The organism is Bremerella sp. P1 (assembly GCF_028748185.1).
In the GTDB taxonomy this organism is placed as follows: domain Bacteria; phylum Planctomycetota; class Planctomycetia; order Pirellulales; family Pirellulaceae; genus Bremerella.
Genome location: NZ_CP118164.1, coordinates 5,374,024 through 5,386,992, shown reverse-complemented (window position 1 = coordinate 5,386,992; position 12,969 = coordinate 5,374,024). Strand labels below are relative to the sequence as shown.

Below are 12,969 nucleotides of genomic sequence, written 5' to 3'. Positions count from 1 at the left end.
GGCTTCTTAATTCAGTGCGTTCGACGAATCGCGACGCTTACTTAGCAATGTCGAGCAGTTCGATATCGAACAGCAGAACGGCATTTGGTGGAATGCCTGGACGGCCTTGAGGACCGTAAGCCAGGTTGGCAGGAATGAACAATTTCCATTTGCCGCCGACCTTCATCATCTGCAGAGCTTCGGTCCAGCCTTCGATCACACCATTGACTGGGAACTGAGCTGGTTCACCACGCTTGTACGAGCTATCGAACTCGGTACCGTCGACCAGCGTGCCCTTGTAGTGACAAACAACCGTATCGGTCAGCTTAGGAGTTGCTCCGGTACCTTCCTGAACGATTTGGTACTGCAGACCGCTCTTGGTGGTTACGACACCTTCCTTCTTGCCATTTTCAGCGAGGTATTCAAGGCCAGCCTTGGCGGCCATTTCGGCCTTCTTCTGCATCTGGTTCTGAACCAAGGCTTGGAAGGCCTGCAAAGCGGCGCTAACCTGTTCATCTGTCAGTTTCGACTCAGCACCGGTCAAACCGTCGCGGAACCCCGCCACCAGGGCATCAACGTCAAAGGGAACATCGGGATTAGCAACTTCGTTCGCGATATTGCGGCCAATGGCGTAGGAAGCTTTTTGTTCGGTCGACTCCAATTTGATCTCCTGTGCGAAAGCCGCGTGAGCGACCAGCACCATCGCAATGGCGCAAAGTGAACGGATCATGAAATTCCTTTCGGGCATTAAGGTGGGGTCCCGGGATGGGTCAGTACCAAGACCAATTCCAGGTACTGGCCGTAATTATCGGGGTTTTTCGTGGTTGGGAAAAGAGAGGGGGGGCCAAAAACGTTAGTTGTTCGCACGTAACCATTGCGATGCGAAGCGTTCGGCGGCCGAGCGATTGGGGAAAATCTGCATGCCAACCTGGGCACTTTGCTGCTGGGTGGCATCGAGTTTACGCACCTGCTCCTGCTGCCACTTTGCCGCCAAAGTTTGGCTATGGAAGACATTTGCCCGGCCATAGGTGCGATTGTTGACATTAACCCGGACCGACGCCACCACATGGGGGAACTCTTTCAGCGGGTGGTCATACGGCTGAGACTTGAGATGATCGACGACTTCTCGCTCGATCTCGGCATAGTCATCGCCAAAGTACTCCTTGAAGGCTTCCTGATTGCTGGAAACCTTTCCGTCGTTACCTCGGTCAATCGCTCCTTCCAAGGGCCGAAGTTCGCTGACCTTCTTCATAAACTTGTCGAATTCGATCTTCTTGCGCGACGCCAGGTAATGCGTTAGGGCCCATGCCGAAGCGTAGCCGGTCGAGGTCAGACTGCCGGCTCCCACCGTATCGTCAACCATTGTTCCATCGGCCTGAGTTGCATCGCGGGCCTTGAGGTACGACTCCAGCTCAAACATGCGCATGTCGTTGATGTCCCCTGCCCCTTTCCAACGCATCCGTTTTCCAAACTCGGTCGGTGCGTAGTACTCGGCGATTCCCTCCGAAATCCACATAGGCCAGCGGGACAAACGCTGCTGAACTCCGATGTTATGAAGGATTTGATGAGCGCCTTCGTGCGATATCGTGGAAATTGCCTGGCGAATGTAGAGATCCCATTTGAAGGGCGTTTGCGTCGGCTTCTCGTACATCACGACGTGATTCTCAAGCGTATCGTAGTAGGCGACCACGCCGTCCGGCAGTTGAGCAAAGTCTTTGTATTCCCGCTCAGTCGCGAACATGATCACAACCAGCGGAACGTCGGGATCGTGGACATCGATCTTCTGTCGCTTCGCATGGGCCATCACGCCTGGAAGCATCGACTCCATGATTCGCATGGTGCCCTGGGCAAATTCGCTGGAAGTGTTGTAGACGAAGATAAAGTGCCGAGAAGTAAACGTACGAAAGCCTGGGTGCTCTTCCTGAAGTCGCTTTTCAAGCGCTTTTCGATCCATACCCACGAACGGCTTATCGGTCTTCTTGACCTCGCTGATAGGGCGAGTCACCAAGCGACCATCCGGCTGTAGGATGACCAGGCTTTGTCCGATTGCGATCTGGATCTTACCGACCGCTTGTTCGCCATCTTCGGTCCGGAACTCAACGTTGCCGGTCACGTTGTAAAGCACCAAGCCAGGCTCGATATCAAGTCCGAATGCCCTTGGGTCTGGTACGGTCACTCGCCTCTGAGCGGTTGCATTCGATGTGGCCAATGCCCAGGCAACGATCACAAGGCCTAAGCAGATACGGGAGCGACGACGCGGCATTCGTGCTTCTCTTAACGGCAAAATAGAATTCTGGATGAGTTTGTGGCGGGAGGAGTGCGTCACCAGGATCGATTTGGAAATGCCTCCCTGGCATTTCATTGTCGTGACCAAACGCAATCCGGCAAGCAAATTTCATGGGGAATCGCATTCCCCCAGCTGGAATATCAAAAAGTTTCCCGATTTCTGACACTTAGGGCGTTTAGTGGGGTTTAGATTAGATTGAGAGCATTACCTAAGTTACTGTCACTGCGCTAGCTCTTGGCAAGCCCAAACTGGGCAAACCATTCGCTAACCCCTTAAATTGCAAAACCTTATGCATACGATGCTTTGCTGGCTCAATAATCCATACCGGGCATTGGCTTTCATCTTTTCGTTAGCTGTTCTCACGGCCAGCTTTCATTTTGCCAGCCTAAATGCAGCAGACCCCACGTTCGTGGGATCCCTTGCGCTCGTTCTGGAAGACGAAACGGCGAACGAACTTCAGCTGAGCGACGAGGTGCGCGGAAAGCTGAGAACCCTGGCGTACGAACGTGAGAAACAAGCCCTGGATATGGCCCTGGAACTGAAAGGGGCATCGCCGGAAGAGAAGCAGGCTAAGCTCGATGCATATGTCGCGGCGTCCGAAAAACAGGCAATGGCCCTGTTAACCCCTGAGCAGCAAGAGAAGCTAGAGAAACTCAAGGTCAAACAGGCCGGGCTTGCCTCGATTTTGGATCCTGCGATCGCTGGTCAGTTGAATCTGGCTGATTGGCAGAAAGAGGAACTAGCACGACCGCTGGCAGCCGCTCAAAAGCCAGACGCTGGCCCACGTGAAGTGGCCGAATTTGAGCGATTTGCCAATCGACTCTTGAGTCCTTCGCAACGAGCCAAGTGGGAAGAACTCGCTGGCATCTCGAACAACCCGGAAACGATTCCTGCTGATCAGGTCGTACCACCGAATCGCGAAGAGATGGCTGCGGCCAATGCCCCATCGGCCACGTCCCCGTCGGATACCGGCGCAGCACCTGGCGACAACTCAATGAAGTTCAGCTTCCGTTATCAGCCGTGGGGTGACGTGCTCGACTGGTTTGCCGAGCAGTCGGACCTATCCCTGGTCATGGACTCCCCTCCCCCAGGCACGTTCAACTACACCGACGGAAAACCCTATTCTCCATCCGAAGCCATCGACCTGCTCAACAGTATCTTGCTGACCAAGGGCTACACGTTGGTTCGCCGTGAAAAAATGCTGATCGTGGTGAACCTCGAAGATGGGATTCCGCCAAACCTTGTGGCGACTGTCTCGATGGAAGAATTGGACAATCGTGGCGAGTACGAATTGGTCAGCTGTCTTTTCGACCTGAAGAAAATGACAGCCGAAGAAGCCGAAGCCGAAATCACCAAGTTGATTGGTCCTCAAGGGGCCGTGGTTGCTCTGACGCAGTCTCAGCAAGTTTTCGTCACGGAAACGGCAGGTCGCCTGCGGACGATCCGCGACATGATTCAAGCGGTCGAAAATCCCTTTGGTAGTGACGTTACCGTTGTGGAAACGAAGAACCTGATGGCCGAAGAAATCCTGGCCGTCGTTCGTCAACTGATGGGAATGGAAGACGGATCGAACACGGCCTCTGACGGCTCCATTCGTTTGGCGACCGATACTCTCGGAACCAAGATCTTCCTGACGGGCAAGAAAGACGCTGTCGAGAAAGTCCAGAAGCTGATCAGCCAAGTCGATGTGCCTGGCGGTGGCCTAGGAAGTTCGCCGGCCGATCAATTGCAGCTGGAAGTTTATCCCCTCGGCACCCTTGATCCATCGACAACCTTGCAGGTCATGCAGACACTGCTGGCGGGCAATCCGGACGTTCGACTGGCCATCGACGAGAACACCGGCAATCTGATCGCATTGGCTCGTGGCGGCGAACATGCCACCGTCAAGGCAACACTAACCCAGATGCAACGCGACTCGAAGCAAGTGGAAGTCATTCAGCTGATGGTCGTCGATCCGCAAATGGCCGTCCTCTCGATCAACAAGCTGTTTGGAGGCTCTGGCGAGACGCCTAATCCTAATGCTCCGATCATCGATGCCGACCCGCTGACTTCTCAGCTTCTAGTGCGTGGCACGGGCGAACAAATCGATCAGATCAAAGACCTGCTCATGAAAATGGGGGAAGACCCTGAGGCTGCCCTGGCGATGAGAACGGACCGAGGTAACATTCGTTCCATTCCACTTTCTGGTACCGCAGCCGAACGAGTCTTGAATGAACTTGAGATGCTGTGGCCAACGGTCAGCACCAGTCGAATTCGCGTTGTGCGTCCTTCTTCTCCCCCGGCCGTGCGAGGCTTCAGTCCCGACACGCCGCCGGCAGAATCTCCTGCGACGACCGGCAAGTCTTCCGCTGACGAGGCCCGCAATGATCAGCCAAAGTTAGATTCTGAAGCGAGCCTATCGCGAAACAGCAAGTTTCAATTTGTGGCTTACGGGGATGATGACGCTCCCGCGGCTCCGGCCAAACAGGTTCCCGTTATCACCACGGCCCAGGGTCCCGGCAGCCCATCAAATATCCAAGCGGCCCCGCAAGCCGGCGGAGCGAAGACACCCGGCGAAATCGTGGTCATGATGGGTCCTAACGGGCTGGTGATCGCATCGGAAGATCAGGAAGCGTTAGACAAGCTCGAGGCACTCATCGAAACGCTGAGTGCTCGCTACTCGTCTTCCGCCGAGTACTCTGTCTATTATCTCCGCTACGTGAAAGCGGATGTTGCGGCTCAGATGCTGCAAAGCATTCTGACCGGCGTCGCACCAAGCGACGACGGTGGTGGCTCGCTGATGGGTGATATCGCTTCAGAGATGCTCGGTGGTGGCGGCGGCCTGATGGGCTCGCTCATGGGGCTCGGCTCCAGCAGTTCCAGCACTTCGCTTACCGGCGGTTCCCTGAGCATCATCCCGGATATGCGACTCAATGCATTGGTGGTTCAAGCAAGCGTGGAAGACCTGGACAAGATCGACCAGTTGCTGAAGATCATGGACCAGCCGCACAGCCCAGAACAGGTTGAAACCAAACGAACGCCAAGGATGATTCCCGTTTTGTTTACCAACGCTCAAGAGATTGCCAGCATTGTCCAAACCGTCTACGCCGATCGTATCGCCAGCACAGGTGGCGGACAACAGCAGCGTCAGCCTTCTCCGGAAGACTTCATCCGGGCGCTGCGAGGCGGTCGCGGTGGCCGCGAAGGTGGTGGCGGTGGTGCCCAAAGCGAACCTGAAAAGATGACGATTGGTGTTGATACCCGCAGTAACTCGCTTGTGGTTTCCGCTCCTGACCCGTTGTTTGAAGAAGTGAAGTCGCTGGTCGAAGAGCTTGATCAGGCCGGCGATGACACCAATCAGACGATGCAAGTCGTTAAGGTTCGCAGCTCGAACCCAGAAACGATCCAAAAAGCGCTGTCATCGCTGACTGGTCAGCCTGTCACGGTGAATTCGACCGGTGCGAACACTTCCAACGGCAACTCGAGCGGCTCGAACAATAATGCCGCGCCGGCACCCAACCCGGATGAAATGCGTCAACGTATGGAGATGTTCCAGCGAATTCGTGACCAGATGCAGCGTGGAGGAGGTGACAGTGGTCAGCGCGGTGGTTCTGATCGTGGTGGCCGCACCGGTGGAGGTCCTCCGGCCGCGGGTGGTCGCGGAGGATTTAGTGGTGGTGGCCGAGGTGGTCGCTAAGCCTAGATCTCAATCATGCCCCGAGTAATCAATTCAAGCTCGGGGCCAATTGCCTGAAATTGCTCAAGGAGGATCTTCAGGTCCTCCTGAGCTGAGTCGAATTTCTCATCACGCCCGTGATCTTCCATTCGTTTGGCGGCATCAATTCCTTTTTGGACAGCGAAGTATCCAAACGAGCCCTTCATGCTGTGTGCACTACGCTGAAGCTTCGGCCCGTCTTGGCTTTCGAGGGCGTCTTGCATGTCTTTCAACAGACGCTGACTATCTTCCATGAAGACGTTAATGAGCGTCACCAGTAAATCGTGATCGCCGCCGACATTCGCCAAGGCACCTGCGTAGTTCACCAACTTCAACTCAACAGGTCCCTCCTCTTCTTGTTCAATCGGTTCGGCCACGGTTTCAACTTCCGCGATTTTTTCTTCTTGGATAGGCTCACTAGCGACGGGGATTTCTCGGGTCTCGCTTGGCAACTGCTTCGCAGTTAAGACCCGTTCGATCACTTCATACAGGATCTTCGCATTGATTGGCTTGGTAACGTAATCGTCCATGCCGGCTTCCAGGCAGCGTTCCCGGTCCCCCTTCATCGCATGAGCGGTCATGGAAATGATCGGCGTCTTACGTCCCGTTTCCGATTGAATTCTGCGGATCTCGGCGGTCGCTTCAAATCCATCCATGATGGGCATCTGAACGTCCATCAGAATCAATTCGAAATCACCAGATGTCCAGGCTTCGACAGCTTGTCTACCGTCCCCTACGACGTGAACCTCGTGACCACACTTCTCCAGAAGGAGCGACGCCAGTTTCTGATTCACCAGGTTATCTTCGGCCAGCAAGATCTTGGCGTGAATCGTGACAGGCATTCCCTCGGTCGTTGAATGACGTTCCTGACGACGCGCCAGTTCCTCGTAACCTAACACCGTGACCAGCGCATCGAACAAATCGGATTGTTTGACTGGTTTGGCAACCACAGCATCAATTCGGCAAGGGAGTTCCTGGACTGCCTTTTCACTCATGACTCCATGGGTCAGCAAGATGGCCTTGGCATCCTGTCCGCCCATGTCGGACTGCAGCCGACGAAGGAACTCCGTCCCTTCGATGTTCGGCATAGAATCATCAACAATCACAACGCGTTGCGATGCCTGACGATCGGCTGACGAACTCCATTGAGCCAGAGCCACGCCGCCATCATGGAACGGATTCAGGGATAGCCCCCAATTCCCCAACATTTCGGCAACAACACCTAAGGCCGAGTCATTGTCGTCAACAAGGGTCACATGGTTCGCAAGTGCTTCTTGTGGGAAGGGAGCAAGCCGTGCGTCGGTTGCACTCCCCTTCTTCATCACGGTTGAAAAGTGAAACGATGTACCTTGATCGACTTCACTTTCAACCCAGATCTGTCCTCCCATGAGTTCGACCAGTCGTGAACAAATGGAAAGCCCTAGCCCTGTACCTCCGAACTTTCGTGTCGTAGAACCATCGGCTTGTTCAAACGCCGCGAATATCTTTTGCAGCGCCGACTCCGGAATCCCCACGCCTGTATCGATGACACTGAACTGAAGTTTGACGAAGCCTTCTTCCGCCTCGTGACTCTCGACACGCAGCACCACTTCGCCTGACTCTGTGAACTTGATGGCATTGCCCACCAGGTTGACGATAATCTGCCGTAATCGCACGGGATCGCCCAGTACTTCCGCCGGCACATCGGGTCGAATATGGCAGACCAGTTCCAAGCCTTTCCCGTGCGCGCGAAAGGCCATCGTTTTCATCAAATCGCCAAGTGCCTCGCGCAGTTGGAAGGGAATTTCTTCCAGTATGAGCTTGCCTGCCTCGATCTTTGAGAAATCGAGGATATCGTTGATCACTCCGACCAGCGCATCGGCCGAAGTCTTAATCATCTGAAGGTATTCCCGCTGAGAATCAGTCAACTGCGTTTCGAGCAGAATATCCGCCATTCCAATGATGCCGTTCATTGGCGTGCGAATCTCGTGACTCATGTTGGCCAGGAACTGCCCCTTCGCTCGGTTTGCGGCGTCGGCAACTTCCTTTTGCTGCTGAATCATGTCATTGGCCAAGGCCAACAGATGCGACTGAGCTTGAATCAGCATGTGGACTGACATCAAGCGATAGGTCTTTTCTTCGCACCGAACAGCGATTGGCTCATAGGCAATATCACGAGGGCGACTCAACGCAGCCCTTGCCGCTTCGTGAATCCCAATATTGTGAGTCAGTTCGAGAGGCTTAATGTTGATTGCGTCATACAAAAGCCGCACGGGACGCTGTGAGTACAGATCTCGCGAGAAGAGTCGACTCATGTACTCGAGAAACTTTTCGCGCGAGACGACTCCCAACAGTTGATCTTCGACCAGAATGAGAATTCCGGGAAGATCATGGTTGGCGTTGAAGATCTCTTCGACTTCTTTGGTATGCGTCGTCGCATCGACTGCGATGTCGTAGGCCGGAAGTTCGGCGACGGTCGAGTTGCTCAGCAATTTAGATAGATCGGAATATATCATCAGGTCGCCACGACGACAGTTCTCGGTTTGGGAAACGAATGGTTTGCCCTAGTCCTAGGTAGCTTCCGGTCGAACCTTGGCGAACCTTATGGTCTTCGCTGCCACATCGAATTCGAATTCATCCATGAAAGCCTGCATCAAAACCAACCCACGATTGCCGATGCGATCCAACGCATTGGCCGCATTGGGATCAGGAATCGTAGCCGGATCGATACCCGGTCCATCGAAGGCAATTTCAAATTGTGCTCGGTTCGAGGACATCTTCGCGGCGACACGAACCGTTCTTTCCTTGTAAGGTTCGCTCATCCGACGCGCTTCAACCAAAGCCAAGGCCTCAGGCTTTCCTAGTTGAAGTTGATCGATCTCATCGAGGGTTAATTCCAGATTGCCGCGGTAACAAGCACTGAACAGAGCCCCTTCGAGTGCCATCCCTAACCGAACCTGGCCGCTGTCTTCACAGACCCCCAGGCTTCCACAAATCTGCTGAAGCATTTCCACCAGGCGTTCAAACAGCGCGGGTTCGTTTTGCAATTCGAAGGTGAACTCGGCCGTCCGCATGCAGTCTGTTAGACGCTCGTAGTTCTTTTCGGCAACGCCCAAAGCACGAACCTGCTGAACGGTGGGTACCAGCCGTTCAGCAATTAATGCTTTTGGAACGTAGCAAGCTGCTCCCTGCTCCAAGGCCTGAACGGCAAGCTGTTCGCTACCGTGAGCGGTTGTCAGGATCACGGGGATTTCTGGATAGATGGTCTGCATCCGCATTACCAACTCCAGGCCATTCATCTCTGGCATGTTCAAGTCTGTGACAACCAGATCGACTTCTTCACCGTTGGCATGCAGCTTCTCCAGCGCTTCCATGCCATTTGCTGCCTTGGCGATTGAGTCGTTTGCAGGATCCTTCTTCAGAATGGCCTCGATAAGATGCAAATCGACCGGCGTATCATCGACGATCAGGATGGTGGGCATACAGAACTCTCCTACGATCCCGAAAATGAGAAAGTAAACTATCGCGGCATGTCGACTTCGCTTCGCCCTGAGACATACCAGCGGGCGAGGACACACCTTTGAACTACTATGGCTTCGGGTTTCGTTTCGCGATCAATTCAGGCCAACTCAGACTCAACCAATTTGGCAGTCCACTCACTGGCTGATCCCTTAACGATACCGTCGAATCGTTAGCATAGCGTTTACCTAACGTTCGAATTACAGGTATACCCGCCCTGGATAAGCTCATAGCCTGACATCGTTTCAAATTCACGAAACTTTCACGATATGACTTACGCCTTTGGGCTGTCCATTCGACCTGCATACCAAGGTGCCGATTAGGCTACGCGATTTGGTCGTGACATTAGCTCCAAACATTCCACCATGACTTGGATGCTGATTTGTTCTTTTTTGCCGTGGCGCCACTTCCCACGCGGACATCCATCTCGGAGCCTTCTAACACCGTCCCGCGCAGGATCGCATTAAAAAACTTGGCTCCTGTCAGCTTGGCCCCTTCCAAGTTTGCGTCGGTAAGATCTGCCCCAATGAAGATCGCCCCTTCCAGGCAAGCCTTCTTAAGGGATGCGCGGCGCAAGTTGGCTCCCTTGAGGTCCGAGGCCCGCAGGTCTGAGCGGTTCAAGTTAGCGAGTGAGAAGTTGCCGCGGAGTTTGGCCATGCTTAAGTCGCAATCCGAAAGCTTCGCCCCTTCGCAGTGCGTGCCGTTCATGTCGGCGTAGCGAAAACTACACCCACTAAAATTCCCCTCCGAAAGCGTTGCCGCTCGAAGCTTCGCGTTGGAAAAGTCGGCCCCTGCAGCGACGACATGGCCCAGATTCGCATCGGCCAAGCAGGCATCCTGAAAGCTTGCTTTTTCCAGAATCGCACGGCTCAAGTCGGCTTCGCGCAGATCCGCAATGTCTAGAATCGCTTCGATCAAGTTTTGCTCAACCAGCCACGCGCCGCAAAGCGGCAAACTAGAAAGCTTCGCCCCTGCCAAAGTCTCAAGCTTGATTTGGCGAAGCACCTCTCCGGATGACTTGTGGCGTATTTCGATCATGCCCACGACGATCAGTGAAGGTAACTATCGCCAGAAAAGCACCAAACTCTTGCGTCGGCTGCTTCGACGATAGAATGGGGTTTGCTTTGATCGAAATTGAACGTACCGGTCGTGCTAAAAGCTGTAAATCAAATTATCACGGTTGCAGAAAAGAATTGACGAACCTTAACAAACGCATAAAATACCGGGCGATTCACTAGTCTTTACCTGCTCCCAAGACTTCCTTGGGGGTAAGCACCCCATCGCCGTTGAGATCGTATTCATTGAATTCACTCACCTTCGAAGAGCTCCAGGAAGTGGTGAATTCGTGCATCATGATTTGCCCATCGGCATCTAAATCGTTGCGTAGAAACCAGTCGGGCAGTCCTTTGGGTAGACGCTCGGTTGCCGTGAGAAAGCGGTACGTCTCCTGCTTCGGCTTGTCGCTCGAATCGCTGCGTGAGGAACGACCTCGCCCAAAGCTCTCGGACCTCATCGCCAACTCTTCGACGGTAATTTTCCCGTCATTATTTTTGTCGTAGTCGGCGGGATTGCCTCGCAGTCGCGACCATTCATCCTTTTCCAAAACACCATTCTTATTGCGATCATTCTGACGCAGTAAGCTTTCGGCGTACTGCCGGAAGCGGTCGTCCCCTCCGCTCTCGCGTTTTTCCGAACTACTATCCCCCCGATCGCTACTTCGGCCCCCGTTGCTACGAACGACCCGCTCGCAAAGTTCCTCGATCGAAAGGCGACCATCCTTGTTCTTGTCATCTTGAGTCGGATCGTCTCGCCAGCGAACTTCCGACCACTCGGGGCCATCCAGGTAATGATTTTTGTTCTTGTCGTATCGCGACATGATCCCCATCACCTGGTCGACGATCGTCTTTCCGTAACGCTCTTCGAGCGACTTACCATTGACCGGCGGAGGCGCGTCGAAACCGGCCGCAGGTTTCGCATCGGATGGGGCACCAAAGCTCATATTTGCTGATTCCACTCCGGCCTCGCGTTGTTCGCGTACCTTCTGGATTGCCTTAGAGGCATCATCGATGTTGACGCTCTTGCTGTTTTCCATGCCAGTGCCATTGAGAATGCGTCGGACGAATTCTCCGCCGCGTCCTTCCAACTCATCGCCTTCGATCTTGCCGTTACGGTCTCGATCCATCCGGCGCAGCATCTCGGCCGGGTCCCATCCTCCACGATCTCGGTCGCCGCGGTCTCGGTCGCTACCTCGGTCACGGTCTCGATCACCATCGTCTCCACCACGATCGCGTCGAAAATCACCGCTAGGACCGCCTGGTCCCCCGGGTCCGCCAGGGGGACGGCCACCGAAACCACCACGAGGTGGACCTTGCGCGAACAGGGCATCGGTCGCCAAAACAACCAAAACAAGCGAAGCGACAGATAAGCCAAGACGGAATGCAGACTTAGCGATCATGAGCATGATCCAGAGTTAGGCACCAAAAGTGGATTCGAATGGGTCTGACTTACAGTGTAATCACCATCACGTCCTATCGTTAAACCCCACTTGGCAGTCGAGGGTTGTGCCGCGGACAGTCAATCCGGCCAAAAATATGGAATTTAAGAGGGAATTTCGAAATAGACCGAAACCTTGATACCTGGCGATGGTTGACCTTTTCTATGCAGATTCCCCCTGTCGGCACCATGCAATCGCACAGCGCCGCAGACCCAATACAACTTTCCCCACCTTGGGGGCAGAGATCCACTTCTATTCTGAAAGGTGCTTCGATGAGATTCTTAGTGGCTTTGGTTTGTGCTGCCGCTGTTGTTTTCGCTACCAATTCGGCCATGGCTCAAGGTCCCGGTGGACGTGGTCCAGGCGGCGCCTTCGGTGGCCCAGGCGGTGGTGGCGACCTGTTCGGACTTCTGAACAACGAATCAGTTCAAAAGGAACTTGAGGTCGTTCCTTCCCAACTGGATGATATCCGCGAACTGGGCCAGGAAATGCGTGAGAGCATGCGAGACATGTTCCAAGGTATGCGTAACGCCAGCGAAGACGAACGCCGCGAAATGTTCGACAAGCTGCGTACCGCTCGCGAAGACATGGAAAAAGACCTCGAAAAGGTCCTCATGCCTGCCCAACTAGAACGCTTGAAGCAGATCCAGGTCCAGCAGCAATCGCGGGGTCGCGGTGGCATGTCGTTCTCCAATCCTCGTATCGTCGAAGCTTTAGGGCTCTCCGAAGCTCAGCTGGAAGATATGCGTGCGAAGGCTGAAGAACTGCAAACCGAAATGCGGGAGAAAATCGAAGAACTTCGCAAGCAGGCTGACGCCGAGCTGCTTCAGATGCTGACCCCAGAACAGCAGAAGAAGTGGAAGGAAATGATTGGCGACCCGTTTGAGATGGAACAGCAGCGTGGTGGGTTCCAAGGTGGCGGCCAACGTGGTCAACGCGGTCAGCGTGGCCCAGGTGGTCCCGCAGGTAACGATGACGGCGAGATCTAACTCGTTACTGCATAGACTCTTACAAAAG

Annotated in this window: 8 protein-coding genes; 2 read left to right on the top strand and 6 right to left on the bottom strand. The window is 54.3% G+C overall.

Annotated elements, in window-relative coordinates; translation table 11 throughout:
* Positions 1 to 37: 37 nt before the first annotated feature.
* On the bottom strand, positions 38 to 709 hold the full coding sequence (locus tag PSR63_RS22370; RefSeq protein WP_274327897.1) for an FKBP-type peptidyl-prolyl cis-trans isomerase: 672 nt from the start codon (positions 707 to 709) through the stop codon (positions 38 to 40).
* A gap of 123 nt (positions 710 to 832) precedes the next feature.
* Positions 833 to 2,242 carry a DUF1570 domain-containing protein gene (locus tag PSR63_RS22365; protein ID WP_274327896.1) on the bottom strand — a complete coding sequence of 470 codons (1,410 nt, stop codon included), beginning with the start codon at positions 2,240 to 2,242 and terminating at the stop codon, positions 833 to 835.
* A gap of 433 nt (positions 2,243 to 2,675) precedes the next feature.
* Here PSR63_RS22365 and PSR63_RS22360 point away from each other — a divergent pair, with 433 nt between their 5' ends.
* On the top strand, positions 2,676 to 5,942 hold the full coding sequence (locus PSR63_RS22360) for a secretin N-terminal domain-containing protein (protein WP_274327895.1): 3,267 nt from the start codon (positions 2,676 to 2,678) through the stop codon (positions 5,940 to 5,942).
* Positions 5,943 to 5,944: 2 nt separating this feature from the next.
* Here PSR63_RS22360 and PSR63_RS22355 read toward each other — a convergent pair whose 3' ends face one another.
* The 4 genes from PSR63_RS22355 to PSR63_RS22340 all read right to left on the bottom strand — a co-directional run bounded on the left by PSR63_RS22355 (position 5,945) and on the right by PSR63_RS22340 (position 11,913).
* Positions 5,945 to 8,455 carry a response regulator gene (locus tag PSR63_RS22355; protein WP_274327894.1) on the bottom strand — a complete coding sequence of 837 codons (2,511 nt, stop codon included), beginning with the start codon at positions 8,453 to 8,455 and terminating at the stop codon, positions 5,945 to 5,947.
* A 54-nt stretch (positions 8,456 to 8,509) separates the two neighbouring features.
* Positions 8,510 to 9,421, bottom strand: coding sequence for an ATP-binding response regulator (locus PSR63_RS22350; RefSeq protein ID WP_274327893.1), 912 nt, complete (start codon positions 9,419 to 9,421; stop codon positions 8,510 to 8,512).
* A gap of 382 nt (positions 9,422 to 9,803) precedes the next feature.
* A complete protein-coding gene (locus tag PSR63_RS22345; protein ID WP_274327892.1) occupies positions 9,804 to 10,496 on the bottom strand; it encodes a pentapeptide repeat-containing protein in 693 nt (230 codons plus the stop codon).
* Positions 10,497 to 10,692: 196 nt separating this feature from the next.
* The gene (locus PSR63_RS22340; protein WP_274327891.1) at positions 10,693 to 11,913 is read right to left on the bottom strand and encodes a hypothetical protein; all 1,221 of its coding nucleotides are present in this window, start codon (positions 11,911 to 11,913) and stop codon (positions 10,693 to 10,695) included.
* Positions 11,914 to 12,224: 311 nt separating this feature from the next.
* Between PSR63_RS22340 and PSR63_RS22335 the strand changes: the two genes are divergently transcribed.
* A complete protein-coding gene (locus PSR63_RS22335; protein WP_274327890.1) occupies positions 12,225 to 12,941 on the top strand; it encodes a hypothetical protein in 717 nt (238 codons plus the stop codon).
* Positions 12,942 to 12,969: the final 28 nt, after the last annotated feature.

Excerpts from the sequence above, each read along its gene's own strand:
- PSR63_RS22370 (WP_274327897.1), bottom strand. The coding sequence starts at position 709 with ATGATCCGTTCACTTTGCGCCATTGCGATGGTGCTGGTCGCTCACGCG.
- PSR63_RS22365 (WP_274327896.1), bottom strand. The coding sequence starts at position 2,242 with ATGCCGCGTCGTCGCTCCCGTATCTGCTTAGGCCTTGTGATCGTTGCC.
- PSR63_RS22355 (WP_274327894.1), bottom strand. The coding sequence starts at position 8,455 with ATGATATATTCCGATCTATCTAAATTGCTGAGCAACTCGACCGTCGCC.
- PSR63_RS22350 (WP_274327893.1), bottom strand. The coding sequence starts at position 9,421 with ATGCCCACCATCCTGATCGTCGATGATACGCCGGTCGATTTGCATCTT.
- PSR63_RS22345 (WP_274327892.1), bottom strand. The coding sequence starts at position 10,496 with ATGATCGAAATACGCCACAAGTCATCCGGAGAGGTGCTTCGCCAAATC.
- PSR63_RS22340 (WP_274327891.1), bottom strand. The coding sequence starts at position 11,913 with ATGATCGCTAAGTCTGCATTCCGTCTTGGCTTATCTGTCGCTTCGCTT.
- PSR63_RS22335 (WP_274327890.1), top strand. The coding sequence starts at position 12,225 with ATGAGATTCTTAGTGGCTTTGGTTTGTGCTGCCGCTGTTGTTTTCGCT.